Source organism: Photorhabdus caribbeanensis (assembly GCF_018448885.1).
Taxonomy (GTDB): Bacteria; Pseudomonadota; Gammaproteobacteria; order Enterobacterales; family Enterobacteriaceae; genus Photorhabdus; species Photorhabdus caribbeanensis.
The window spans coordinates 48235-73643 of the sequence record NZ_RCWB01000029.1; the positions used below are offsets into that span (position 1 = coordinate 48235).

General features: G+C 41.9%; 26 protein-coding genes and 1 pseudogene. 11 read left to right on the plus strand and 16 right to left on the minus strand.

What is annotated here, in order from left to right; translation table 11 throughout:
- Position 1 precedes the first annotated feature (1 nt).
- Genes EAE90_RS17400 through EAE90_RS17420 form a run of 5 tightly spaced genes read left to right on the plus strand, consistent with a single transcriptional unit; the run spans position 2 to position 4355 of the window.
- Positions 2-1099, plus strand: coding sequence for an MSMEG_0568 family radical SAM protein (locus tag EAE90_RS17400; protein WP_214054528.1), 1098 nt, complete (start codon positions 2-4; stop codon positions 1097-1099).
- A gap of 12 nt (positions 1100-1111) precedes the next feature.
- Positions 1112-1675 carry an MSMEG_0567/Sll0786 family nitrogen starvation N-acetyltransferase gene (locus EAE90_RS17405; RefSeq protein WP_214054529.1) on the plus strand — a complete coding sequence of 188 codons (564 nt, stop codon included), beginning with the start codon at positions 1112-1114 and terminating at the stop codon, positions 1673-1675.
- On the plus strand, positions 1672-2727 hold the full coding sequence (locus EAE90_RS17410; protein ID WP_214054530.1) for a sll0787 family AIR synthase-like protein: 1056 nt from the start codon (positions 1672-1674) through the stop codon (positions 2725-2727). The genes EAE90_RS17405 and EAE90_RS17410 overlap by 4 nt, the downstream gene beginning before the upstream one ends.
- Positions 2715-3005 carry an MSMEG_0570 family nitrogen starvation response protein gene (locus EAE90_RS17415; RefSeq protein ID WP_214054531.1) on the plus strand — a complete coding sequence of 97 codons (291 nt, stop codon included), beginning with the start codon at positions 2715-2717 and terminating at the stop codon, positions 3003-3005. Before EAE90_RS17410 ends, EAE90_RS17415 begins: the two co-directional genes overlap by 13 nt.
- 12 nt (positions 3006-3017) lie before the next feature.
- Positions 3018-4355 (plus strand): MSMEG_0569 family flavin-dependent oxidoreductase, encoded by a 1338-nt coding sequence (locus EAE90_RS17420; protein WP_214054532.1) that lies wholly within the window; start codon positions 3018-3020, stop codon positions 4353-4355.
- 292 nt (positions 4356-4647) lie between these two features.
- Here the strand turns inward: EAE90_RS17420 and EAE90_RS23925 are convergent, their stop codons facing one another.
- The 4 genes and pseudogenes from EAE90_RS23925 to EAE90_RS17435 all read right to left on the minus strand — a co-directional run.
- A complete protein-coding gene (locus tag EAE90_RS23925) occupies positions 4648-6615 on the minus strand; it encodes a S8 family peptidase (protein ID WP_339921722.1) in 1968 nt (655 codons plus the stop codon).
- Positions 6543-7169: a hypothetical protein gene (locus tag EAE90_RS23930; RefSeq protein ID WP_246550874.1), complete on the minus strand. Its 627-nt coding sequence runs from the start codon at positions 7167-7169 to the stop codon at positions 6543-6545. The genes EAE90_RS23925 and EAE90_RS23930 overlap by 73 nt, the downstream gene beginning before the upstream one ends.
- Positions 7147-8190 (minus strand): AAA family ATPase, encoded by a 1044-nt coding sequence (locus EAE90_RS23935; RefSeq protein ID WP_214054533.1) that lies wholly within the window; start codon positions 8188-8190, stop codon positions 7147-7149. The genes EAE90_RS23930 and EAE90_RS23935 overlap by 23 nt, the downstream gene beginning before the upstream one ends.
- Positions 8191-8427: 237 nt before the next feature.
- Positions 8428-8598 (minus strand): annotated as a pseudogene (locus EAE90_RS17435) (zinc ribbon domain-containing protein); the annotation flags it as partial.
- A gap of 923 nt (positions 8599-9521) precedes the next feature.
- On the opposite strand from EAE90_RS17435, the gene EAE90_RS17440 reads away from it, so the two are divergent.
- The 4 genes from EAE90_RS17440 to EAE90_RS24730 all read left to right on the plus strand — a co-directional run bounded on the left by EAE90_RS17440 (position 9522) and on the right by EAE90_RS24730 (position 11657).
- Positions 9522-10391 carry a hypothetical protein gene (locus EAE90_RS17440; protein ID WP_214054535.1) on the plus strand — a complete coding sequence of 290 codons (870 nt, stop codon included), beginning with the start codon at positions 9522-9524 and terminating at the stop codon, positions 10389-10391.
- On the plus strand, positions 10381-10782 hold the full coding sequence (locus EAE90_RS17445) for a DUF1240 domain-containing protein (RefSeq protein WP_214054536.1): 402 nt from the start codon (positions 10381-10383) through the stop codon (positions 10780-10782). Before EAE90_RS17440 ends, EAE90_RS17445 begins: the two co-directional genes overlap by 11 nt.
- 37 nt (positions 10783-10819) lie before the next feature.
- Entirely contained in the window at positions 10820-11221 is a 402-nt protein-coding gene (locus tag EAE90_RS17450) for a DUF1240 domain-containing protein (RefSeq protein ID WP_214054537.1), read from the plus strand.
- A 337-nt stretch (positions 11222-11558) separates the two neighbouring features.
- Positions 11559-11657 (plus strand): DUF1240 domain-containing protein, encoded by a 99-nt coding sequence (locus EAE90_RS24730; RefSeq protein ID WP_422616002.1) that lies wholly within the window; start codon positions 11559-11561, stop codon positions 11655-11657.
- A 155-nt stretch (positions 11658-11812) separates the two neighbouring features.
- On the opposite strand, the gene EAE90_RS17460 is transcribed toward EAE90_RS24730, so the two are convergent.
- From EAE90_RS17460 to EAE90_RS17500, 9 genes are all read right to left on the minus strand, one after another.
- Positions 11813-12091, minus strand: coding sequence for an LCI fold-containing protein (locus EAE90_RS17460; protein ID WP_214054538.1), 279 nt, complete (start codon positions 12089-12091; stop codon positions 11813-11815).
- Positions 12092-12663: 572 nt separating this feature from the next.
- On the minus strand, positions 12664-12891 hold the full coding sequence (gene nqrM / locus EAE90_RS17465) for a (Na+)-NQR maturation NqrM (RefSeq protein WP_214054539.1): 228 nt from the start codon (positions 12889-12891) through the stop codon (positions 12664-12666).
- Between the two features lie 13 nt (positions 12892-12904).
- Positions 12905-13933, minus strand: a complete 1029-nt coding sequence (locus EAE90_RS17470; protein ID WP_036776863.1) for an FAD:protein FMN transferase — start codon at positions 13931-13933, stop codon at positions 12905-12907.
- Positions 13934-14020: 87 nt separating this feature from the next.
- A complete protein-coding gene (gene nqrF, locus EAE90_RS17475; protein ID WP_214054540.1) occupies positions 14021-15247 on the minus strand; it encodes an NADH:ubiquinone reductase (Na(+)-transporting) subunit F in 1227 nt (408 codons plus the stop codon).
- A 15-nt stretch (positions 15248-15262) separates the two neighbouring features.
- Complete coding sequence (gene nqrE / locus EAE90_RS17480) at positions 15263-15859, minus strand: NADH:ubiquinone reductase (Na(+)-transporting) subunit E (RefSeq protein ID WP_011145527.1); 597 nt, start codon at positions 15857-15859, stop codon at positions 15263-15265.
- Positions 15860-15867: 8 nt separating this feature from the next.
- The gene (locus EAE90_RS17485) at positions 15868-16497 is read right to left on the minus strand and encodes an NADH:ubiquinone reductase (Na(+)-transporting) subunit D (RefSeq protein WP_214054541.1); all 630 of its coding nucleotides are present in this window, start codon (positions 16495-16497) and stop codon (positions 15868-15870) included.
- Entirely contained in the window at positions 16490-17287 is a 798-nt protein-coding gene (locus EAE90_RS17490) for a Na(+)-translocating NADH-quinone reductase subunit C (protein ID WP_214054542.1), read from the minus strand. The genes EAE90_RS17485 and EAE90_RS17490 overlap by 8 nt, the downstream gene beginning before the upstream one ends.
- Positions 17280-18518 (minus strand): NADH:ubiquinone reductase (Na(+)-transporting) subunit B, encoded by a 1239-nt coding sequence (locus EAE90_RS17495; protein ID WP_214054543.1) that lies wholly within the window; start codon positions 18516-18518, stop codon positions 17280-17282. The genes EAE90_RS17490 and EAE90_RS17495 overlap by 8 nt, the downstream gene beginning before the upstream one ends.
- A 4-nt stretch (positions 18519-18522) precedes the next feature.
- The gene (locus EAE90_RS17500; protein ID WP_214054544.1) at positions 18523-19866 is read right to left on the minus strand and encodes a Na(+)-translocating NADH-quinone reductase subunit A; all 1344 of its coding nucleotides are present in this window, start codon (positions 19864-19866) and stop codon (positions 18523-18525) included.
- 419 nt (positions 19867-20285) lie between these two features.
- Here EAE90_RS17500 and EAE90_RS17505 point away from each other — a divergent pair, with 419 nt between their 5' ends.
- A complete protein-coding gene (locus EAE90_RS17505) occupies positions 20286-21020 on the plus strand; it encodes a L,D-transpeptidase family protein (protein ID WP_214054545.1) in 735 nt (244 codons plus the stop codon).
- Here the strand turns inward: EAE90_RS17505 and EAE90_RS17510 are convergent.
- Positions 20991-21758 carry a class II glutamine amidotransferase gene (locus EAE90_RS17510; protein WP_214054546.1) on the minus strand — a complete coding sequence of 256 codons (768 nt, stop codon included), beginning with the start codon at positions 21756-21758 and terminating at the stop codon, positions 20991-20993. The two genes, EAE90_RS17505 and EAE90_RS17510, sit on opposite strands and share 30 nt — an antisense overlap.
- Before the next feature lie 149 nt (positions 21759-21907).
- Positions 21908-22489, minus strand: a complete 582-nt coding sequence (gene lpcA, locus EAE90_RS17515; protein ID WP_214054547.1) for a D-sedoheptulose 7-phosphate isomerase — start codon at positions 22487-22489, stop codon at positions 21908-21910.
- Between the two features lie 259 nt (positions 22490-22748).
- Here lpcA and fadE point away from each other — a divergent pair, with 259 nt between their 5' ends.
- The gene (gene fadE / locus EAE90_RS17520) at positions 22749-25184 is read left to right on the plus strand and encodes an acyl-CoA dehydrogenase FadE (protein WP_214054548.1); all 2436 of its coding nucleotides are present in this window, start codon (positions 22749-22751) and stop codon (positions 25182-25184) included.
- 47 nt (positions 25185-25231) lie between these two features.
- Here fadE and EAE90_RS17525 read toward each other — a convergent pair.
- The coding region (locus tag EAE90_RS17525; RefSeq protein ID WP_281422327.1) for a transposase at positions 25232-25409 on the minus strand (178 nt) is incomplete at its 5' end.

Below are 25409 nucleotides of genomic sequence, written 5' to 3' on the forward strand. Positions count from 1 at the left end.
GATGTCTGCAACACAACGATTAACCAATTTGCAATTATTAACCGATTTGCAATGTAATGGTCTGAAATGGGAAGGCAATTTTGGCTTGTCCCGTAAAGGCGGCGCAGGGCCAAGCGATCATAAAGCGCTGAGCCTTGACGGGCAGACCATGATGATTCCTGTGCTGAACCTTGCAGCACAAGATTCTCCCTATACCGCAAAGCCTGAGCCGCACTCTGACAAGGTAATTGTCTTTAAAAACCGGATTCCTGTGGCGACCTTAACTGCGCCTGCACGACCACGTTTTTACGATTTAAAAACCGCCGAAGGCATTGCTTACGAACAAATTGCGACCTTACATAGCCGTGATGTGCTGGCGACAACGGTGTTACAGCATTGCATTCGTATGAAAGATAAAACAACTGCCTGCCAATTTTGCTCGATTGATCAGTCTTTAAAAGAGGGTCGAACCTTGATCCGTAAACGCCCGGAACAATTGGCTGAGGTAGCGAAAGCCGCCGTTGAGCTGGATGGCGTCAAGCAAATGGTGATCACCACCGGTACGCCAAACACGGGAGATCGTGGCGCTAAAATTTTATATGACTCAGTTAAAGCGATTAAGGCGCAAGTCGATTTGCCAATACAGGTACAGTGCGAACCACCTAATGATTTTGTCTGGTTTCAACGTTTAAAAGATGCAGGAGCGGTATCGATTGGCATGCACCTTGAGGCGGTAAGCGAACGTGTACGGCAGAAAATTATGCCGGGTAAGGCCGAAGTATCATTGGAAAAATATTTTGCGGCATTTGAGGCAGCCGTTGCGGTGTTCGGTCGAGGACAAGTCAGTACCTACATTTTGGCAGGTTTGGGCGATACCGAACTGGAAATCGTGGAGATGACCGCCAAACTGACTGAAATTGGGGTATATCCATTTGTGGTACCGTTTGTACCGATTCGAGGCACGCCATTAGAGCATCACCCTAAACCTGATCAAGCTTTTATGCAGTCGCTCTATCCGAAAATTGGCCAGCAACTCAAACAACATGGTTTGAACTCGGAAAATACTCAGGCCGGCTGTGCCAAATGCGGCGCTTGCTCTTCGCTGAAAGCGTATGAATAAGGAGAATGTGATATGGAACTTTCTCACTATCCTTGGCTGCTTGAACAAAATGAAGGGCTGAAACAATTTGTTAGCGATGACATTGCCATCAAAATTGTGTCGGAAGATTGGGAGCGTCGCCAATATTATCGTTTGCGTGAAATGACCTTTCGCGATGAACAGAAAATCTTGCAAGAAGATCGCGACGAATACGATGTTAAAGCACTAGGCATTGTTGCCATTGAGAAAATGTTTGGTGTGCATGATCGAGTAATTGGCGCAGTACGGATTTTCCCAGATGGCGAACAGACGTGGTATGGCGGGCGTTTATGCGTAGAACCTTTATATCGACGTCGCCATATCATTGGTAAAGCGTTAATCAATACCGCGGTATCGACCGCCAAGAACTTGGGATGCCGTACTTTTTTAGCCACCGTGCAAAGTCAAAATGAACACTATTTCCAACGGTTGTGTTGGGATAGTTTACGTCAGTTGACCATCGCCAACATTCCACATGTGCTAATGCAAGCACAGATTGAAAACTATCCATTACCGCATGTCCCGATGCAAACCTATATGCAGAAGGAGACGCAATGATGAAACTCAATCAACTACTCGAAATGTTAAAATATACACCTGCTATGCAGTCTAAGCAGGCGATTGCTCACAATGTTTCAATTAACACAACTTGCCATGTGGATTCATTGGATAGCTTATATGCCTATCCCGGAGATGACACCGCGGCAGTGCCGCTAAATGGTCAATATGTATTGCACGCCTGTGAAGGCATGTTACCCAGTTTCGTTACCAATCATCCTTATTTTGCCGGATGGTCAGCGGTCATGGCGAATATTAGTGATATTGCCGCAATGGGTGGTCGGGCATTGTCGGTGGTGAACAGTTTTTGGCATACCAGTAGCGAACATGCCCAATTGTTAATGCAAGGCATGCAGGATGCTTGTAAAGCTTATGGTGTGCTATTGGTCGGTGGACATACCAATATTGGGGTAGTTTATCAGCCTACTTTATCCGTTGCGATTCAAGGCATAGCGCGAAAACTGCTCTCGGTGTTGCATGTCAAACCACAACAAAAAATTCTGATCGCTTTAAATCTGAAAGGACAATTCCACCCCAATACCACTTATTGGAAATGCTTTGAACAAATGTCTGACCGCATTTTACAGTCACAAATTGCCTTGTTGCCGCAATTGGCGGAGGAAAATCTAGCTCATGCCGCCCGTGATATTAGCAATGCCGGTATTTTAGGCAGTTTATTGATGCTGCTTGAAGCCACGGCATCGGGAGCGCAGATCAACTTAGATACCATTCCTAAACCTGAGAATGTGGACTGGTTTAAATGGCTACAAATCTTCCCCAGTTTTGGTTTTTTACTGATGGCCGATACAAATGAATGTGAAGAAATTATCGAGCTATTTCACCGTCAAGGCATTGCCTGCGCAGTGATTGGTGAAACCAATATCAGTGGTGTGGTTACTGTGCAACAACAAAAGCAGCACGGCATATTTTGGGATTTCAACCGCCAAATATTTACCGGTTTTTGTTATGCCGACGCGTTAAAAAAGTTACAGGCTCAATCCGTACAGATTAAACCTAAAAGTCAGCAGGAGTCGATATTATGCCCAGTGTGAATTTTACTGTGAAATGGCCGAATGGGGAGCTGATTCAATATTACTCCCCCTCAACGGTGATTTATGAATATCTGTCCATTGGTCAGCGTTACCCAAGTATGCAGTTCTTGCATCAGGTTGAAAATGGTCTGCATGCCGCATCCGAAAGGGTACGGGCACGTTATGGCTTTTTCTGTAGTTCGGCCGTGGACAATCTGGCGATGATCAAACGCCAAGCCAAATTCTTCGGGTTAAATCCAGAAGATCACATTGAAGTTATTGAAATCAAGAATCAATGAGAGGGATATTCCATGTTAAGTATCCAAAATCAAATGTTACAGCCAAATTATGATGTAGTGATTATTGGTGGCGGTCAGGCTGGTTTATGTATCAGTCACTATTTGCAAAAAGCAGGCATTGACCATGTGATATTGGAAAAAGAATCCGAGTTAACCCATAGCTGGCGCCATAAACGTTGGGATAATTTTACCCTAGTGACACCGAACTGGCAGTGTCTACTGCCTGAACATCCTTATCAGGGGAAAGATCCTGACGGCTTTATGACAAAGCCTGAAATTGTGGCCTATCTTGACGAATTTATTGAAAAAATTAATCCTCCCGCCATTTTAAATATTCAGGTAAAACACGTGAAAAAAGTGACGGCACATGAGTTTGTCATTGAGACCAATCACGGTACAACCACAGCCAAACAACTTGTCATTGCAGCAGGCGGATATCACACCCCGATTTATCCAAAATTAAGCGATACCTTGCCTAAACATGTGAAAGTGATGCATTCGGAAGAATATTTAAATGTAGATCAACTACCTAAAGGTGCGGTGCTGGTGGTTGGATCAGGACAATCCGGTGCACAGATTGCCGAAGATCTACATCTGGCAGGCAAAAAAGTCTATTTATCGACAGGCAATGCCCCACGTTGCGCTCGCTTTTATCGCGGCAAAGATGTAGTGAAATGGCTGTTTGATATGGGTTATTACGAAACGACTGTCAAACATCATCGTTATAGTGAAGAAGTACGCAACAGTACCAACCACTATGTCACAGGGCGTGACGGCGGGCGTGATATTGACCTGCGTAAATTTGCCTTAGAAGGTATGCAACTGTTCGGACATTTTGATGACTTTAAAGAGGGTCAATTCTGGTTTAAACCAGATTTATCGGAAAACCTAGACCTTGCCGATGTTACTTATAATCGCATTAATGCCTCGATCGATGAGTACTTAGAGAAAAACAATATTGCAACCGACGAACCTGCATCGGTATATCAACCTGTTTGGCAGCCTGAGCAGGAAATCACACACATTGACTTAGTAAAAGAAAATATCACATCAGTGATTTGGTGTATTGGTTTTAGACCGGATTATTCATGGATTGATTTAGATATTTTTCAAACCAATGGTTATCCCAAACATAACCGTGGTATTACTATCGATCCGGATGTCACATTTATTGGTTTGCCGTGGTTATATACATGGGGTTCCGGACGTTTTCTCGGGATCGATCAGGATGCCGCCTATGTGATGCAACATATTAAGCAACAAATAAGTCAGCAAAATATACATATGCCACCTACTCTGATTAAAAGTGCTAAATCTGAAATCAAAGATAAAAGAATATCTCAAATGTGAAATTCCTAACTTCATCTGACAGAATATTTTTAAACTCTTATTTCTTTAATAAGAGCATGATAAGGCATTTTACTTTTCAAACCATCATATGGTCGTTGTAAAATGCCTCCTATTCAACCAATTTAAATAGTGAATTTTAAACTGATAATACTTATACCCGTCATCTTTCAAGTTGCTTCTTTGTTGGCTGCACTCACCCCGGTAACATAGTTCTCTATGCTCTCGGGGATTCGCTCCCTTGCCGTCGCGATCCATCTTGAAATCCATAGGGTATATATAAAAAATCAATAAACTAAGTTGATATCTCAATAGGGTTCTGTATTTGATTCTCGACCATATTTTGTATAGCTGCATACAGATCTACATCTGTTTGCGGCGCATGGATAGAAATGATAAGGCTATAATTTGCCACGGAATCATAACGCCCAAGCGCTCTTCGCGTTCTCCACCACCCCTGTGCAGGATAGACCGCCAAATACCCGCAGTTTGCCAGTTCTGCTGCGGTTCCTCGCCAAATATCTTGATGTAATGAGCCTTTGTGTCTCTGTGTTGCTCCCAATAGCCAATTATCATCGTTGCCTGTGGCCCCATTGTCATTATCATCCGAATCGGCAGCCGCATTGATTCTGATGGTAAATTCGTCCAACGACTCTGTTTGTCGTTTCACGGCAAACCGAAGGCGATGTGATGGATAATGATACTTCGAGGCTGCCCCACGTTCTGATGGATTTGGTTCAATGAAGTAAGAGAGCGTTACACGCATTTCAACCTCTGTATTTTGCAACGCCTGTAGTTGTTCTTGCGGCCAAGGCAAGGCATGTAAGTTTAGATCGCATGTTTTAATTCCCTGATTAGTTTTTCGATAGGGTTGCAGTCTGTCCTCTGCAATAAGCGTTAAGCTGTTTTTTACGCTCCATAGTACTCTTTCAATATTGGGTGCACCCCAACCACAGTGACGGACAAGCGATGTATAACTTTTTTTTGTACGTACTGGGTACATCTCCAACATCGCTGATGTCCATTGTGCAGAATGAGTAATCAGCGCACGAATTGTTTCCGGGCGTAAAGAGGGATATTGAACCATCAATTGCGCTGCCATACGAGCGCAAAGGGCAGAAGCCGCGCTGGTCGCGTTTGTTGTCCAGAAAAGGCGATATTGTGGAGAGGCGTTTGTAGTCAGTAACTCTAAGCTTGCAAAGTTATCGGCAATTTCTGTGTTTGATGCCGCATTTCCACCTTCGAATACGACGTCTGGTTTGTACGGCCAAACCTTGTCCCATTGAATAGATGTCGTTGTAAAAGGACTTAATGCCCCTTGGTCGGCGACAGGAGAAAAGTCATCAACATCATCTTCGCTGATGTCTATTTTATTAGTAAATGCACCTACGGTAATTGCATTCCAAGCTTGCCCCGGGTCATGGATTTGGTTTAATGAAAGGCTGTCAGGATATGTTGCCCAGTGCTCTCTATCACATATGTTTCCAGCCGAAAGTACAAAAAGACGAGGAAATGCGTTACCTGACATCACATCAGCAGCAAGGGAGTCGACTATAGATGACCAAGCAGAAGGACGACCAAAATCACGATAGTCAGTAGCAGTAACGGCAGAGCTGAAAACGCGTCTTCGTTGACCAAATAAAATTTCGGGGCGGGTTACAGCAGCGCTAAACAAGTAAGCATGCTGTTTCGCATCTCCTGCGTTAGCGCCCTGACTTGGCGTGAGTTTTACTGACTCAAGACGATGACGAATATCAATTATGGTATCGGACGTTAATGTCTCAAACAGGTCGCCATAAACAGCAATACCGGCTAACCCAGTACCGTGATTAGCCGTATCATGTATACCCCAAGCGTCATTAACCGTATGCACATCTTGCTGATGTAATACAGGAGCAAGCATTGGATGCCCGCGGTTTACTCCTGAATCGAGTAAACAAACATAGGGTACATTATCGTCTTCCGCTGGAGCTTGTAAGCGTTCAAGCGCATCATCAGACCAAAGCCGTTGCTCCGTGATTGAAGAACCGACAAAGAATTCTGCGGTGTCTTTTGCTCGTCTTAATTCTGCTACGCAGTTTAGAATCAATTCTGCACGGGAAAATTGTCTTTGAGAGCAAAACATCCATGTAATAGTTCGTTCAGGAAAATAAATCTGATGTTCACTAACATGACATTCAGCGAAATGGCTTAACTTACGAAAATCTGCAACAACGGCATCTCTGTTGCCTCTGACTGGGAGCCAAACCTCCCACCAAAACACTTCATTAAATCAGTAGGAAGAAGATCAAGATCATCGGTCCATAATGACCTTATTCCGGCAAGCCGTATCGAAGAAATAGTGTTTATTAATGCTTTGTGATCGGCAGCTTGACCATCGGCTCGGCGCTTTTTTTTCAAATAATCCTGAACATAATTTTCGAAGTGCTCAATTTTACCGTCAGGAATAAATACGTTGGCAGAGATAATTGCTTCTTCTTCGTGAATGCTAAGTACTTCAATATGCCTGTCTTTGTTCTTTCCTTTTTCGCTGCTAAGACTTTCAAACGCAAGGGCTACGTCGGGCTGACCAACAAACTCAACCTGTAAACCAATACCACTTCTGAAGTCTAACCGGGCTTGCTGATCTTGCGATTTGACTGCAATGGCTTTTAACTGCTGTAATTGTTCATTTAGAGCTTGACCGTGCTCTCTACGCTCCCGCTCTGGAAGATCTTGCGATGAACCTCCGCCAGAGGAGTGAGCTGTATATAGTTGGGAAGTAGACGTTTTTGGAAGAGTTAGATGTAGCCTTTTATCGTGCGTTATTTCCGTCATGGTTTAATTTATTTTTTTCGTTAATTAATAGTTTACTACTGATTAAACGACGTTCTTCTAAAGCCTGTTTTAGAAGCGCGGGATCAACTTGAATGCGGTCGCTCATAATTGCATCTTTTATCGATTCATCTACCGCTCTGCAAATTTCAGCATAACTTAAACCTAATACATGCTTTTCTAATCCATTTTTTTTACGGAAAGGCTTAGGTATAAAAGAGCCTAAGCGAAACTTAATCAAGTTCAATGCTTGTTCTAAAGTAGGTAAATGATATTCGATGACATCATCAAAACGCCTGAACAGTGCATAATCCAATATTTCAGGATGATTTGTTGCAGCAATGATTATACTATTTGAGGTATCTTGCTCAATCATTTGAAGAAAACTGTTCAGTACTCGACGAATTTCACCAACATCGTTAGCAAGACTACGTTGGGAACCAATAACATCAAATTCATCAAAGAAATAAACGCCGCGAATATCAGCGATTGCATCAAACACTTGCCGAAGTTTAGACGCTGTTTCTCCCATGAATTTTGTAATTAAGGCATCAAAACGAACTTGGAACAAGGGAATACCTAACTCACCAGCGAGAGCCGATGCCGTCATAGTTTTTCCTGTTCCCGGTGGGCCAATAAGCAATACTTTTCGCCTGGGTGACAAGCCATGCTCTTTAATGCGAGACATCATCCGTTGTTCTTTTATCAATCGTTGAAGCTGCATATTGGCAGATTCATCCAGTACTACATCAGATAGACGATAAGCAGGGTGGCTTATACTAAGTAAGTTACCAAGATCAGTACGATTTTTAGCGGCACTTGCTAATGGAACTAATTTACCTGTCTTATCATTAGCGAGTTTTGCTTTCGCTTTGTCCAGTAAATTTAGCAGATCCTCTGCCAATCTACCGTGTCCTTGTTTGGCTTCGTGCGCAGCAACTTGCATAGCAACTGAATAAAAATGGCTATCATCGCGACTGATGTACGATTTGATAAGTGCCTTGAGTTGCTCTGCGCTTGCCACGTTGGTATTCCTATCTTTTACTTGCCTAAAATTCACCCGCATACTTCCAAGAGTTTAGCAAGTAAGCCGATACAGAGTAAACGTAATAATGCTTGTGTTTTTAGTCTTTGAAGACTGAGTAAGGGTATATAAAAAGTATTTTCAAAACCCAATTTCTAGTTGTCTTAGCAGCGAAAATAGGAAAAAACTAAATGGTGACTGCTCCCTGCCGTAAAAAATGGCGAGGCTTCCCACTTCTCAGGCCGCAACCGTCTTTATGACGGATTTACGCTGGCCTCCGAGGGCAGAAACAACGAGCCCCGCCGCCTGTAATACTGTTGTGCCCTTGCTCTGGATGTTGATCGCCGCATTGATACCGCGGTCATGTTCGACATGACAAACCGGGCATTGCCAGAGGCGCTCCATTAATACCAGATTTTAAAAAGAGACAACGTGACTGAAAACGGTTTTATTTTCTGGCAAGTTTAATGCTTTTATCTAACCGACCTGAAAATTTAAAAGCAATAATATAAAGAGATTAAAACTTTATATAAAAGACCGATTTAAATTAATAAATTCACTTTTCAGACAAATAGTAAATCGCATTTAATAGAAAACTATTAAACATCAAATGAGAATTGAAAATAAATCAGCAATAAAAAACATAATCTAAATAGGTTAATATTAAAGTATTTTCTCGCTGTTATTTTACAAAGAAAACTCTGAAAAAAAATAGTAAAACTATTAATTTAGCAAGATTTAAATCCCAAAAAAGGAAGGATTATCTGAAAGAACATAAAAGGCTATCTTTATATCATCAGACTATTTACTCACTGATTTATGAAGATAAAACTATGATGATTAAACTTAAAAAAACAGACATTTCTCCTTGGAAAAAGGACAAATAAAAAGGTGAATAGTTTTAATACTGAGTTTTTTTCCTAAAGCATAGAAGCTTTTGTTTACCTGTTTTAGTTAATAGTTTCGTTTATTGAGGATGGTTGGGATAACAGAATTTAAAGTATCTTTGTTTTTATCATTTTCACACTTATATTTATTCCCATTTTTTCAGGTTAAATCAGATTTGGGTGTGGGGCTTTGTTCTATTACTCAGTTTTAAGCATTATAAAAACCTGAATCTTTAAAAAGCTTAAGTCTATGGCGCCATTTTATCAGGGATTATTTTAGTAGGAATATAATGGCTGATGCGTTGCGCTTATCTAACTTTTTGCTATTATGTAACCGATATGGCTTCTTTTTACACAACGATGTTATACTCAAATCTAAAACTCCGTCCGTTAAATACCGATGTGACGACTTTTGATTTTAAGAATATTAAAGGAAATTTCACGATGACATATAAAAGACACAGCCCCTCTTGGGAAGGCTATATGGGGGATTTTCTAAGAGGTAACGCTGGGATTAATCATTTGAAACCTCAGCATCAGTTCTTTGATGCTATTGGTCTTGAGAAACAGTTAAACGAGAATACAACGTATATCGCGTTGCTATCCTTAGAGGAAGCGAAAGATGTTTTAGAGGAGATTGATTCGCCAAAACCAAAAAGCCCATTTATAAAGGAAGTGTTTTCGATTACCGATCCTATATCACCCTATGCAGGTAATATACGTGATGCTTTTGACTTTATAAATGTAGTAGGAGAATTTAAAAAATTAGGGATTAAAGCCACAGAGTATATTGGTAAAAATGGGCAAAGATATATTAAAATCTCAGGTCATGCGGGGCTTAGAAAAATCATCAACGCTTCAAGATACAGTGCTTCTAACATGAAGATGATCTCTATGGGGATAGGGCAACAGGGAATAAATAGTGGCATAGTTAAAGGAATTAAATTCAATATCTTATTCTCCTCAGCTTATCGGGCTGTTGAATACATCTTTAAGGATGAATACACACTGGCTGATTTCTTAGGAAATATTTCAGTAGATCTGGCTAAGGCGGCAGTGGCAGCTTTTGCTTCTTGGGTTATTGGGACTTTTGCAGCAACTGCATTTGCTACTGGTGCTAGCGTAATTGTTGTGGCTGGTATTGTGCTTTTAGTAGGTATTGCAACGACATCTATACTTGATTCTATAGATAAAAATTTCAAAATTAGTGAAACTGTGATTAATTTAATCAAAAAAGAAATAGAAAGAAAACCAAGAACGCCAGAAGCTAATTTCAATCAATTTCTTCATAACTGGGGGAATTATGGTAAATAAAAAAAAGATTTTGCATATTATAGGAGCTTTTTCTTTTATTATTCTAACGTTATTTACTTTTTTTTCTAGCGGAGAAAATTTAATTTCCTTAGTTAAAATGGAAGATAAAATAATATTCTCAGGCCCTGTTTTTATGCTATTTTTTGCTTTTCCTTTCCTTTCATACTTTATAGTTTCTGTTATTTTCCTTAATATAAAAAATCGCTGGCCAAAACATCACGATAGTTTTATTAACTGTTTTGGGGTGATAGCCTTTGTTTCATTCTTTTTAAGTTTTCCCCTATCTTTTTATGTGGATTATAAATTAAAAAGTGAGAATTATTTAATATGTGAAAAAATATCCTGGAGGTCGCCTAATACCTATGTGAAAAACATTAAGCTATGTGATTAATACTATTGAGCTTAATTCTCTCACAACTGGAGTAATTATGAAAAACAAGAAAAATATCACACCAATAATCTGTGCCATTGCTATTTTTATTTTAGCGCTATCAGGTTTCTTTTTGGCTGGGGAAAATTTAATTTCATTAGTTAAAATGGAGGATAAAATAACATTCTCAGGTCATGTTTTTATAATATTTTTCTCTTTCCCTTTTATTTCATATTTTATGATTTTATCTATTCTTGTTAACATAACTGGTCGTTATCCTAAGCATCATGATACCTATGTTAAATATTCAGCCGCAATAGCTTTTTCTTCATTTATTTTAAGTTTTCCTCTATCTTTTTATGTGGATTATAAATTAAAAAGTGAGAATTATTTGGTATGTAAAAGAATATCTTGGGCGTCACCTAATACCTATGTAAAAGATATTAAGCTATGTGATTAATATTATTGTATTTAATTTCTTCATAACTGAGGTAATTATGGTAAATAAAAAAAGATTATACATATTATCGGTTCTTTTGCTTTTCTTATTTTAACGTTATTTACTTTCCTTTCTGCCGGAGAAATTTATTTTCCTTAATTAAAATGGAAGATAAAATAATATATTCAGGTCCTGTTTTTATAATATCCTTTTCTTTTCCTCTGCTTTCGTATTTTATGATTTTTCTTATTTTCTTTAATATAACATGCCGCTGACCAAAATATCACGATAATTTTATTAACTGTTTTGGGTTTATAGCTATTATTTCATTTTTTTAAGTTTCCCATTATCTTTTTATTTGGATTATAAATTAAAAAGTGAGAATTATTTGGTATGTGAAAGAATATCCTGGATGTCACCGAATACTTATGTAAAAGATATTAAACTATGTGATTAACATTATTGTATTTAATTTCTTCATAACTGGGGAAACTTTGACATATATTTTTCTCAATAAACTAACTTCCTCGCAGGGAGAAGTATCGAACATAATATAATGAGCCAAATTTTTATAATATTTGGCTCAGATTATTGAGGTTTTTAGGTAAAATTCTATAACCCTCTACCTTCATATAAAGCGATATATTTTCCACAATAATCTAAATATTTATAACCTTTAAGATACCATCTAACTCCAGCCCAATCATATATATTAGGGAAATTGCCATTATCTTTAGCAATATATTGAGTATATAGACCATTGTTATGGGATATACCCGAACTATAACAATTGTCCCAAGGAATATATACGCTTGCCGATGCAACCCCAATTCCTCCAGCTAATGTAATACCTGTCGCTAATACCCCAATAGCTAATAATTTCTTAAACATAAAATTTTCTCCTTTAATAGTTTTATAACTTGTATACTTTATAAATTTCACCTTAAGTGTATCGCTTTTATAAAGCTTGTCAAAATTATGAAGTTATAAAAATATTTATTTTAATCTTGGTAATATTGAATAGAAAATTATTTGATAATAAATATAAAATCATATGTAATAATACATATTAAATCATCATTAACCTATATTATAATTTTAAAATCTTTTTATATTTTTCATTTTAAATTGGAAATTTAATTTCTTATTTAAAAATAACACCTCGCATAATGTAAAGGGTCTTCTGTCGATTAAATAGTTTTCAAAAGGTGCAATTAAATAACCTGAATTTGGCAGATTAGACTAATAAGTGCACTTTATCTTAAAACCTTCAGTGATCATATTAACGAAATATGTATTAGAAAAACCCCCTTCACAGTAAGCCGCTTAATGTGAAGGGGGTTTTATCAAACTAGCATCTCTACTTTTTATTTACTTTATCTCAAACTATGTGAAATCTTTCTAAAAGTTCACTTTACTCTCAATTAGCATTCAGGAAGCAGAATTCCGCAGATTTGTTAAATTCAGATAATCCGATGTTTCTCTAATTGGACCTGCCGCGCAGCCTCACGAGCCATACGCCTCTTACGAGCATCACAAGGTTCCGGGCAATCACATACTTTTTCCACGCCAATACTGCTTAAACCGCCACAGCTCCCTTGTATGCTCTTACGTTTAATCATATAGCCTAACGACATTCCCGCAAAAGCCAGCAGGAAAAAGACGAAAGCTGCAATAAATATTTTCAGCACTTCTTTCCCCTTCTCATTGATTTTTCTGTAGGTATGGCTCAAAGGCTTTACTGTAACGCTCTTCAAAACCATTTTTCGTTTTTATGATCATAAAAACCGGGATACTCAGATTTTCTGCAACTTCCATCCCTTTTTCCGGCCCTAAAACATTCAGCCCAGTAGAAAGGCCATCAGCACTCATACAAGCTGGGGCAATTACCGTAATAGAGACTAAATTATGAGAAATAGGGTTTCCCGTTTTTGGATCAATCGTATGTGAATAGCGCACACCATCTTGTTCAAAGTAATTACGGTAATCACCAGAAGTCGCTATCGACATATTCCCAGGCATTATCACTTCCTGCGCATTTTGTTCCATGCCAGTGTCCGATGGCTTTTCAATCGCAATCCGCCACGGCAGATCTTTACCATTATGACCTGATGTACGGACTTCACCCCCAATATCAACCATATAGTCTTTGATATTCTGCGATTCCAGATATTCAGCCACAACATCTACGCCATAACCTTTAGCGATAGATGATAAATCGATATACAACTCTGGAACAGTTTTAATCAGGTTATTACCTTCTACCACCAGTTTATCAATCCCAGTCCATTCACGACGCTTTTCCAGTTCACTTGCAGAAGGTGCTTTCGTCACGTGTCCCTCAGGACCAAACCCCCATAAATTAACCAATGGACCAACCGTCACATCTAATGCGCCATCAGTCAATTTATTAATGTAGATCGCTTCTTTAACCACTTTGGCTGTCGCGGCTGATACCGGGAATGGCCGATCAATTTGTCGGCTTTGATTAAAACGACTTAATTCGGAATCAGGGCGATATGTCGACATCTGATCGTTAACCTCCTCCAGCAAACGATCAATCTCTTTTTGCAAAGCTTCTGGCGAAGGAGCCGACGAACCCGTGACAAGTTTAATGGAATAGTAAGTCCCCATTGTTTGCCCACGAATATTTTTCTGCTCCAGACCATCGCATGCCGCCAGCAGCAGTACTGCAAATATTAACGCTATCCAGCTACTTATCTTTTTACGCACAGTTAATTACTCTTTCCGAATTGTTAGCGCCCACAAATTTGTGGGCGCTGGGGTGCCGGTCATTAAAATCAAACTATTTATGGCCGATCAACCACCGAAATCATCCAACATAATGTTTTCATCTTCAACACCGAGATCTTTCAACATCTTGATCACCGCGGCATTCATAACCGGAGGCCCACACATGTAGAACTCACAATCTTCAGGAGCCGGATGATCCCTCAAATAATTCTCATACAGAACATTATGGATAAAGCCGGTGTAACCATCCCAGTTGTCTTCAGGCAGCGCATCAGATAGGGCTACATTCCAGGTAAAGTTTTCATTTTCCGCCGCCAGTTGATCGAAATCCTCTGTATAGAACATTTCACGTTTAGAACGGGCGCCATACCAGAAACTAATCTTACGTTTGGAATTCAATCGCTTAAGCTGGTCAAAGATATGAGAACGCATTGGCGCCATACCTGCGCCACCACCAATGAAGATCATTTCCGCATCAGTATCTTTCGCGAAAAATTCACCGAATGGACCAGAAATAGTCACTTTATCACCGGGTTTCAGTGACCAAATATAAGAAGACATAATTCCCGGCGGCGCTTCCGAATCTCTTGGCGGCGGCGTCGCAATACGAACGTTAAGCATGATAATACCGTGTTCTTCCGGGTAGTTTGCCATTGAGTACGCACGAACTGTTGGCTCTTTTACCTCAGAAACAAAACGGAACAAATTAAATTTATCCCAGTCTTCACGGTATTCTTCCGGCACATCATAATCCGCGTAACGAGCAATATGCGGCTGAGCTTCAATCTGTATATAACCACCTGCACGGAAAGGCACAATTTCCCCATCAGGGATCTTCAATTTCAGCTCTTTAATGAAAGTTGCTTTGTTATCATTAGAGATAACTTCACATTCCCATTTCTTAACACCGAATATCTCTTCTGGTAACTTAATTTTCAGGTCCTGTTTTACATTGACCTGACAAGCCAGACGACAACCCTCTTTCGCTTCACGCTTACTAATGTGTGAAAGTTCTGTCGGCAGAATGTCGCCACCGCCATCTTTAATCTTTACGCGACACTGACCACAAGAGCCGCCACCGCCACAAGCGGAAGAGACAAAAATCCCCTGGCTTGACAACATATTTAGCAATTTATCACCGGCAGGAGCAGTAAAGCTCTTTTCCGGATCGCCATTAACTTCAACCCTAATATCCCCAGTGTTAACTAACTTTGATTTTGCGAACAAAATCAGCGCCGTCAGTACCAACACAATGAGGGTAAACATCACTACGCCTAAAATTATTATATCCATGAACGCTTCTCGCCTTTATAACTGCACACCAGAGAAGGACATAAAACCCAATGCCATCAAACCCGTAGTGACAAAGGTGATCCCCAATCCTTTCAGACCTGCCGGAACATCAGCATATTTCATTTTTTCACGGATAGAAGCCAGCAGAACAATTGCCAACATCCAGCCTATACCTGAACCAAAACCATACACGATGGATTCAGAAAAGTTATAGTCACGCTGCGCCATGAAAGAGACACCACCAAAAATCGCACAGTTAACTGTAATCAGCGGCAAAAAAATACCGAGCGCGTTATAGAGTGAAGGGAAATAACGATCGAGGATCATTTCGAGAATCTGCACTAACGCAGCAATCACGCCAATAAACGTAATAAAGTTTAAGAAGCTGAGATCAACCCCTTCAACCAATGCTCCGTCACGCAATACCAAGTTATATACCAGGTTATTAGCAGGAACAGAGATCCCTAAAACCACCGTGACGGCAATACCCAAACCAAACGCTGTTGTGACATTTTTCGATACTGCCAAAAAAGTGCACATACCGAGGAAGAAAGCCAACGCCATATTCTCAATAAAGACGGCGCGGACAAACAGGCTTATGAAATGTTCCATGTTGTCAGTTACTCCTTATCAACCTGCGCCGGTTTCAAAGTCCTCAGACCCCAAATCAGCATACCAATAATGAAAAACGCGCTAGGCGCCAACAGGAACAGACCGTTAGGCTGATACCAACCCCCATTCTGTACCGATTCCATCACGGTAATCCCAAACAGTTTGCCGGAACCAAACAACTCACGCAGGAAACCAACCAGTACCAGAATAACCCCGTAACCTAAACCATTACCGATACCATCCATAAAGCTCTCAATAGGTGGAGATTTCATCGCATAGGCTTCCGCACGTCCCATTACGATACAGTTAGTAATGATAAGGCCAACAAATACAGACAACTGCTTGGAAATCTCATAAGCATAAGCCTGCAAAATCTGATCTACTACGATAACCAGCGATGCAATAATCGCCATCTGTACAATGATTCGCACACTGCCAGGAATGTAATGACGGATCAACGAGATAAAAAAGCTGGAAAAGGCAGTAACCAATGTTACCGCTATTGTCATTACCAACGCCGTTTCTAACTTGGTTGTTACCGCCAATGCTGAGCAAATCCCCAGAACCTGCAAGGCAATCGGGTTGTTATCCAAGAGTGGCCCAAGAAGGACTCGTTTTATTTCTTTACTATCAGCCATCTTTCAACGCTCCTTCGCGTACTTTTTTCAGGAACGGACCAAAACCGTTATCCCCTAACCAGAAATTAAACATATTCTGGACACCGGCAGAGGTGAGAGTCGCACCAGACAAACCATCAACTCCATAAGGATCATCGACAGCAGCACCGCCACGAACAATTTTGATCGCCGGATTGCCTTCATCGTTATACAGTTTTTTACCTATCCACTTTTTACGCCATTGCGGGTTATCCACTTCTCCCCCCAATCCCGGAGTTTCGCCATGTGAATAATAAGTGATGCCGCGAGCCGTTTTGCCGTCCACATCAACGGAGATAAAAGCATACATAACAGACCACAGGCCAGAACCATAAATAGGCAGAACAATTTCGCGAGTTTTACCCTGTTCATTCTTCACCAGATAGACCTCGGCCATATTGGCGCGACGGCGAATTTTCGCCAAATCCTTTTCAGGCGGTAATGCAATACTGGTATTATCACTGCGCAGTGCATCGTTCAGGTTAAACTTGCCCTGGCTGCTTTCAAGCGTTGCCGTTTCCAGATTCAATAACTCGGTTTTAATCCGACTTTTGAACGTTTTATTAACTTCATCAGCACTCATCTGGGGTTTGAGTAATCCAGCAACATCGAGGATATTACGCTGTTTATCCAGCAATTTTTGTTCCTGTTGCTGAGATTTCAACCCTACCGCAGAACCTGCTACCACAATTGAACAAACGAGGCATAGCACAAAAACAACGATAAATGTTCTGCCGATGCTGTCATTATTTTTGGGTTTATCATTAGCCACGGGCTTTTCTCCGCTTAATATTGGCTTGCACGACCAGATAATCAAACAATGGCGCAAACAGGTTTGCGAACAGAATCGCCAGCATCATACCTTCTGGATATGCCGGGTTAACAACCCTGATCAGAACACACATCACACCAATCAGAATGCCGTACCACCATTTACCTTTATCGGTAAATGAAGCGGATACCGGATCTGTTGCCATAAAGATCATGCCAAAAGCGAAACCACCCAGAACCATATGCCAATACCACGGCATAGCAAACAATGGGTTAGTAGCTGAACCGATCGCATTAAATAGGTAGGACGTTGCAACCATACCCAACATCACCCCGGCGACAATGCGCCATGAAGCAATACGGGTAAACAGAATAATTGCACCGCCAATGAAAATCATCAACGTAGACACTTCACCGATAGAGCCAGGAATATTACCAATGAAAGCATCCATCCAAGTAACAGGCTGACCGGTAACGGTATTCACTAATCCCTGACTACCACCAGCCGCCCATTGAGATAACGGGGTCGCACCAGAGAAACCATCAGCCGCAGTCCATACCAAATCACCTGAAATCTGTGCCGGATAAGCAAAGAATAGAAAAGCACGGCCAGCCAGTGCCGGGTTCAGGAAGTTACGGCCTGTGCCACCGAAGACTTCTTTCGCAATGACAACACCGAATGTAATACCCAACGCCGCCTGCCATAGAGGAATCGTTGGCGGAACAATCAACGCAAATAAAATCGAAGTAACGAAAAATCCTTCGTTAATTTCATGTTTACGGATAACGGCAAACAGCACTTCCCAGAAGCCGCCAACGACGAATACAACGATGTAAATAGGCAGGAAATAAGTTGCGCCAAGCAACATTTCGCTACACCAGCTAGCACCTGGCGTCAGTGACGCACCGAAAAACTGAGCAACACCATAGTGCCAGTCAGACGCCAGAATTTGTTGTAATTCTGCGCCATTGTATAAATGATACAGCGCAGGAATCGCCTGCTGACCAACGTTATACATTCCCCAAAACATTGCCGGGAATACGGCCAGCCATACCATGATCATCATACGCTTTAGATCGATAGCATCACGGACATGGGCACGGCCAGAAGTTACAGTACCTGGTGTATAGAAAACCGTCGTTATCGCTTCATACAACGGATAATATTTTTCTAATTTGCCCCCTGGCTCAAAGTGGCGCTCAATTTTTTCAAAATAATTTTTCAGGCCCATGAAATCATCCTTCCTGCTCAATCTTAGTCAGCACTTCACGCAGTACCGGACCATATTCATATTTGCCAGGACAGACATAGGTACAAAGTGCCAAGTCTTCCTCATCTAACTCCAGGCAACCCAGTGCCTGAGCACTATCGGTATCACCCACCAGCAAATCACGCAGTAGATGCGTCGCCATGATATCCAAAGGCATAACACGCTCATAGTTCCCAATTGGCACCATAGAACGTTCACCGCCATTCATTGCCGTTGAAAAAGCAAAACGCTTATTTTTCAGGAAATGGCCAATGGTGGTACGGGTAATAGAAAATTTATCGGCACCCGGCATGATCCAGCCAAATAGCTCTTTTTCACGGCCTTCACGCAAAACAGAAACTAAAGTGTGGAAACGACCAAGATAGCGATGAACCTCATCCGACTGAGTACCGCACAATACGGAACCTGAAATAATACGGTTTTCACCCTCTTTAAGCTGCTCCTGGGTTAACTCAAGCAGATCAGCCCCCAAGCGGGTACGTATAAGACGCGGTTTCTCAACCTGTGGACCGGCCAGTGCAATGACACGATCAGTATGAAGTGTGCCGGTAGTGAATAATTTACCGATAGCAATCACATCCTGATATCCCAAGTGCCATACCGTTTTAGTCGCACTGACGGGTTCAATAAAGTGAATGTGAGTTCCAACTAATCCCGCAGGATGCGGACCTGAGAACTGATTATAAGTGATTTGTGCATTATTACCGACATTCGGCAAGCTTCCTGCACTATGGCAAACATGGACTTTACCTTCGGTCAGTTTAGTCAGCACATTCAGACCATCAACAAAAGCCTCCTCCTCAGTAGCAATAATAACCTGTGGATTTGCAGCCAGAGGCTGGGTATCCATAGCGGTTACAAAAATTGCTTTTGGCGAGGAGCCGGGAGCAGGACTTCGGCTGTAAGGACGGGTACGTAGTGCAGTCCATAACCCGGAATCGATAAGATTCTTTTCCACTTGTTCTCGGGATAACTGAGAAAGTTGGGAACGATCATAACGGTCAAAATCAACCTGTTCGTCTCCCGTTATCTCAATCACTATTGACTGCAAAATACGTTGTTCACCACGATTAATCGCCACAATCTGCCCACAGGCGGGACTGGTGAAAACCACCCCCGGATTCTTTTTATCTTCAAAAAGAATCTGGCCCTTCTTAACATGCTCACCTTCTTTAACCAACATAGAAGGACGCATTCCAACATACTCTTCACCCAGCAATGCTACATGGCGAATCGTCGGACCGTCTTCTATTACTTGAGCAGGCGCTCCTGCAATCGGGAGGTCGAGTCCTTTTTTAATTTTAATCATAAGATTTGCACAAGTTTATCAATTAAATCATATGCTACAGATTACCTGGTGGTAACATAGCCACTCTATAAAAAACCCCTTAAGTCACGAATCGTGCCCAGGTTATAATTCTCCGATAATTGTTACGATTTTCTTTTAATCTCCGGGCGTTAATTTTAACATTTCCCTTCTTAGACTGTCTGACTAATCAAGTGATTTAGTTCAAGCAAACGGGAATAATTTTGGCGCTGAACCATTAACAGTTCGCAAAAAACGAATGATTATATCACCTTTACCGACAACCGATTATATTTTAACCTAACAATCGCTTTGTAGTGATAAAGTTATCATCATCATTTTCTATTCACAAAGTCGATGACTCATGGCAATCTTAAGCTAAATTTTTAGTCAGTCCGTTACGTCGCTATTATGGTAGTCACATGAAAAAAACTGCGGCTTTTCCTGCAATAATATTGTTGTTATTTAGTTCATTTACTCCTATTTATGCTGAGGACACTTTAGTTCAATTAAAGCAAAACTCTCCTGCGCAAACCGGCTCTCCTGTCTTTATCCAGATATTCAAAGAAGAGCGGATACTGGAGCTTTATACTAAAAATGGTCATGGAAGCTACCAATTGTCTAAAAGCTACCCCATCTGTAATTACTCTGGCGGCCTTGGTCCCAAAACCACAGAAGGCGATCTGAAAAGTCCAGAAGGCTTTTATCGTGTAAAAAACCATCAACTCAATCCAAATAGTCGGTATTACCGATCTATTAATCTGGGGTTTCCAAATGAATACGATAAATTCAGAGGTTATTCCGGCAACTATTTAATGATCCACGGAGAGTGTAAATCTGTCGGTTGTTACGCTATGACTAATGGTTACATGGATGAAATCTACGATTATGTAGAAAGTGCATTATTGCGCGGGCAATATGAAATTAATATCAGTATTTATCCATTCAGAATGACACCTCAGAATATGTTACGCCACCGTTCATCCTCCTATTATATGTTTTGGCTACAGTTACAACCGGCCTATGAGTATTTTGTAAAAAATCATCGACCGGCAACCATTAGCGTCATTAACGGTCAATATGTGGTTAATGCTACACCTGACAAATCGCCACTTTTGCTGCATCAATCACAATATGCGTTCACCAAGATGAAATAGCGCATAGCAACCCGGCTCAATACGACTCCAGGCTTCATTACCGGTTAACGGTTGAGTAACAATGACAGAAACTACATCATCCGGCTGTGTATGTTGTTGAAAGTCAATTTCAACATCTTGATCGAGAAGTTTTGCTTTTCCAAACGGCGCCCGACGGGTAATCCAATAGAGGTTGGTTGAGCAATATGCCATCACAAAACGCCCATCTGACAGCAACATATTGAATACGCCTTTTTTGCTGAGTTCGTCTGCTAGTGAGGCGATAAAACGAAAAACCTTAGGCCAGTTGGAGGGGGTTCTTGGATATTTTTGTGAAAGTTGATGCAAAATCCAGCAAAAAGCATGTTCACTATCAGTTTGCCCAACGGGTCGATACTGACCCGTTTCAAGCTGCCGATAGCCGCGAAGCTGCCCATTATGGGCATAAGTCCAGTTGCGTCCCCACATTTCACGGATGAAAGGATGAGTATTTTCCAATGCAACATTACCGCGGTTAGCCTGCCGGATATGAGAAACCACCACTCTGGATTTAATCGGGTACTCTTGTACGAAGCGAGCAACGGGCGAATTGTAACTTGGTTGATGATCTTTAAATGTGCGACAGCCCCGCCCCTCATAAAATGTGATCCCCCAACCATCCTTATGGGGCCCGGTATGGCCCCCCCGTTGAATCAGACCACCTAAACTAAAGCAGATATCTGTTGGCACATTTGCACTCATGCCAAGTAATTCACACATTGCCCACCTCTGTAGCCTATATACCCGTCATCTTTCAAGTTGCCTCTTTGTTGGCTGCGCTCACTCACCCCGGTAACAGAGTTATCTATGCTCCCGGGGATTCGCTCCCTTGCCGCCGCGATCCATCTTGAAATCCATAGGGTATGAAATCAAACTTTAATCATCTCTTTCTCGATAAGTTGAATCAGGATATGAATAACTTTGATATGAATTTCCTGAATACGATCTGCATAACCAAAATGTGGGACACGAATTTCCACATCAGCAGTCCCTGCCATTTTACCGCCGTCCTTGCCTGTCAGCGTAATAACTTTCATGCCTTTTAAGCGGGCAGCTTCAACTGCTTTAATGATATTACCGGAATTACCGGAAGTGGAAATACCCAGTAACACATCTCCCTCTTTGCCAACGGCTTCCACATAACGAGAAAAAACAAATTCATACCCAAAATCATTACTGACGCAGGAAAGATGGCTGACATCAGAAATTGCAATCGCTGGATAGCCAGGGCGATTTTCGCGGTAACGGCCTGTCAACTCTTCGGCAAAATGCATCGCATCACAATGCGAACCCCCATTACCGCAGGACAGTACCTTGCCACCCGCTTTAAATGAATCAGCCAGTAATACTGCTGCTTCTTGAATTGCTTCAATATTCGCATCGTCACTTAAAAACTTAGCCAACGTATCCGCGGCTTCGTTCAATTCACTACGGATCAGGTCTTGATACATAGGCTCCTCACTTCGGTCAGGTAATCTTTAATGTTGTGCCGGATGGCAGTTTACCGGATCAAGAGAATTGAAAGAAGACAACATCACGTTTCTGGAGAATTAATCCGCTGCCGATCACCATGAGTTTGTGAGCTGCATTGTAATTAAGATGTAAAGATATTGCTAAAAACAATTTCCTGGTCTAAAAAGAGAAGAACACCCTAACAGGTCCGACCTCTGATGACTTACCTGACCCTGAGATTAACCAGGAGCTTTTATTATGACCACATTGAGTATTATTCTATTCTTAGTATTGATTGGGATACTTTGCTATCACAAAGTTAATCTCAGTCTTAGCAGCCTACTGCTCCTTGTCTATACCGTCTTGATGGGCGCTATTGATGCATGGAGCTACTGGATGTTGTTACCAATGGCCATTATTCTATTCCCGTTGAATTTTGCGCCAATGCGCCACTCCTTACTTACTGTTCCGGCCTTAAAAGCCTTCCGTAAAGTAATGCCAAGTCTATCTCGCACGGAAAAAGAAGCTCTTGATGCAGGTACCACCTGGTGGGAAGGCGAACTGTTCCGCGGTAAACCCGACTGGAAAAAATTACATGACTATCCAAAGCCGCAGTTAACCGCTGAAGAACAAGCATTTCTGGATGGCCCGGTAGAAGAAGCTTGCCGTATGACCAATGATTTCCAGATAAGCCATGAACTTGCTGATTTGCCGCCTGAGTTATGGCGTTACCTGAAAGAAAACCGCTTCTTTGCCATGATCATTAAAAAAGAGTATGGCGGTCTGGAATTCTCAGCCTATGCACAGGCACGAGTCCTGCAAAAATTGGCAGGGACATCCGGCATTCTGGCAATCACCGTAGGTGTGCCTAACTCTCTCGGCCCGGGTGAATTGTTACAGCATTATGGCACCGAAGAGCAGAAGAACCGCTACCTGCCTGGGCTTGCCCGTGGCGAAGAGATCCCATGTTTCGCATTGACCAGCCCGGAAGCTGGCTCTGATGCCGGATCAATCCCTGATACAGGCGTAGTCTGTATGGGAGAATGGCAAGGCGAGCAAATTCTGGGTATGCGCCTGACCTGGAACAAACGTTATATCACACTTGCACCTATTGCTACCGTACTCGGTCTGGCTTTCAAACTCTCTGACCCTGACCATTTATTGGGCGATACAGAAGAATTGGGCATTACCTGTGCATTAATACCAACCAATGTACCAGGGGTAGAAATTGGCCATCGCCACTTCCCACTGAACATTCCATTCCAGAATGGCCCAACTCGCGGTAAAGATATCTTTGTTCCGATCGACTACATTATTGGCGGGCCAAAAATGGCCGGACAAGGCTGGCGTATGCTGGTTGAGTGTCTGTCTGTCGGCCGCGGCATCACACTGCCATCAAATGCAACCGGTGGTTTGAAAAGTGTTGCTATGGCGATTGGCGCATACTCTTATATCCGCCGCCAATTCAAAATGCCAATTGGTAAAATGGAAGGGATTGAAGAACCACTGGCACGCATTGCCGGTAACGCCTATTTGATGGATGCCGCTTCAACACTTGCAACAACCGGTATCATGCTAGGTGAAAAACCCTCGGTGTTATCCGCTATCGTCAAATATCACTGCACCCACAGAGGCCAAAGATCTGTTATTGATGCAATGGATATTGCCGGTGGTAAAGGTATTTGCCTTGGTCCATCCAACTTCCTTGCTCGCTCTTATCAGGGCGCACCTATCGCTATTACCGTTGAAGGCGCCAATATTCTGACCCGTAACATGATTATCTACGGTCAGGGAGCTATCCGCTGCCATCCTTATGTACTCGATGAAATGGCTGCGGCTGAAAATAACCGCATTAAAGATTTTGATAAGGCACTGTTCAGTCACCTTGGTCACGTTGCTAGCAACATGTTACGCAGCTTCTGGCTTGGCTTAACCAATGGCCGCACCAGCAGCACACCGGTCAATGATGCAACACGCCGTTATTATCAACAACTAAACCGTCAGTGTGCCAACCTTGCGCTATTATCAGATGTAGCAATGGGGGTATTAGGCGGCAGCCTGAAACGCCGTGAACGTGTCTCCGCCCGTCTTGGCGACGTTCTGAGTCAAACTTATCTGGCTTCCGCGACGTTGAAACGCTATGAAGATGAAGGTCGTCAAAAAGAAGATTTACCGCTAGTTCAGTGGGCCGTTCAAGATAGCTTATATCAGGCAGAACAAGCGATAGATAACTTACTGAGTAACTTCCCGAATCGCCTGGTTGCCGGTCTGATGCGTGTTATCGTCTTCCCTCTAGGACGTGTACATTCAGCGCCATCTGACCATCTGGATCATAAACTGGCCCAGATCTTACAACAACCTTCGGCTACCCGTGATCGCATTGGCCGAGGTCAATATCTGACACCAAGCGAGTACAATCCTCACGGATTATTGGAAGAAGCTCTGCACGACATCATTGCCGCAGAACCGATCCATGCCCGTTTGAGTCGCGAAGCCGGTAAACGCCTTGGCTTTACTCGCTTGGATAAACTGGCAGAACGGGCGCTTGCAGAACGTAAGATCACGCCAGACGAGGCCGCAATTCTAAAACGCGCTGAAGCAAGCCGTCTGCGTTCTATTAATGTCGATGAGTTTGAACCAGAAGCGCTGGCTGTCGCTGCCCCGGTCAAAAAACCGAGAACAAAAGCGGCCTAAAACTGACGATTAAAGAGAATTAAGAGCTAAATTAACCCGAATTCTGCTTAAGCCATCATTGAAATATCTTTCTCTGAGTAGAAAATTTTCAGTGATGGCTTTTTCAATTTAAGGCTGTAAGCAATCAATCCACCTAAAACACACAACAGAAAGCCTTTTATACTTCGGTGGCGCGAGTGCTCAATTTGAGAAATGGTCTTTAATTGCCCATTAATCGTTTCGATG

Excerpts from the sequence above, each read along its gene's own strand:
- EAE90_RS17400 (WP_214054528.1), top strand. The coding sequence starts at position 2 with ATGTCTGCAACACAACGATTAACCAATTTGCAATTATTAACCGATTTG.
- EAE90_RS17405 (WP_214054529.1), top strand. The coding sequence starts at position 1,112 with ATGGAACTTTCTCACTATCCTTGGCTGCTTGAACAAAATGAAGGGCTG.
- EAE90_RS17410 (WP_214054530.1), top strand. The coding sequence starts at position 1,672 with ATGATGAAACTCAATCAACTACTCGAAATGTTAAAATATACACCTGCT.
- EAE90_RS17415 (WP_214054531.1), top strand. The coding sequence starts at position 2,715 with ATGCCCAGTGTGAATTTTACTGTGAAATGGCCGAATGGGGAGCTGATT.
- EAE90_RS17420 (WP_214054532.1), top strand. The coding sequence starts at position 3,018 with ATGTTAAGTATCCAAAATCAAATGTTACAGCCAAATTATGATGTAGTG.
- EAE90_RS23930 (WP_246550874.1), bottom strand. The coding sequence starts at position 7,169 with ATGACGGAAATAACGCACGATAAAAGGCTACATCTAACTCTTCCAAAA.
- EAE90_RS17440 (WP_214054535.1), top strand. The coding sequence starts at position 9,522 with ATGACATATAAAAGACACAGCCCCTCTTGGGAAGGCTATATGGGGGAT.
- EAE90_RS17445 (WP_214054536.1), top strand. The coding sequence starts at position 10,381 with ATGGTAAATAAAAAAAAGATTTTGCATATTATAGGAGCTTTTTCTTTT.
- EAE90_RS17450 (WP_214054537.1), top strand. The coding sequence starts at position 10,820 with ATGAAAAACAAGAAAAATATCACACCAATAATCTGTGCCATTGCTATT.
- EAE90_RS17460 (WP_214054538.1), bottom strand. The coding sequence starts at position 12,091 with ATGTTTAAGAAATTATTAGCTATTGGGGTATTAGCGACAGGTATTACA.
- nqrF (WP_214054540.1), bottom strand. The coding sequence starts at position 15,247 with ATGGATATAATAATTTTAGGCGTAGTGATGTTTACCCTCATTGTGTTG.
- nqrE (WP_011145527.1), bottom strand. The coding sequence starts at position 15,859 with ATGGAACATTTCATAAGCCTGTTTGTCCGCGCCGTCTTTATTGAGAAT.
- EAE90_RS17485 (WP_214054541.1), bottom strand. The coding sequence starts at position 16,497 with ATGGCTGATAGTAAAGAAATAAAACGAGTCCTTCTTGGGCCACTCTTG.
- EAE90_RS17495 (WP_214054543.1), bottom strand. The coding sequence starts at position 18,518 with ATGGGCCTGAAAAATTATTTTGAAAAAATTGAGCGCCACTTTGAGCCA.
- EAE90_RS17500 (WP_214054544.1), bottom strand. The coding sequence starts at position 19,866 with ATGATTAAAATTAAAAAAGGACTCGACCTCCCGATTGCAGGAGCGCCT.
- EAE90_RS17505 (WP_214054545.1), top strand. The coding sequence starts at position 20,286 with ATGAAAAAAACTGCGGCTTTTCCTGCAATAATATTGTTGTTATTTAGT.
- EAE90_RS17510 (WP_214054546.1), bottom strand. The coding sequence starts at position 21,758 with ATGTGTGAATTACTTGGCATGAGTGCAAATGTGCCAACAGATATCTGC.
- lpcA (WP_214054547.1), bottom strand. The coding sequence starts at position 22,489 with ATGTATCAAGACCTGATCCGTAGTGAATTGAACGAAGCCGCGGATACG.
- fadE (WP_214054548.1), top strand. The coding sequence starts at position 22,749 with ATGACCACATTGAGTATTATTCTATTCTTAGTATTGATTGGGATACTT.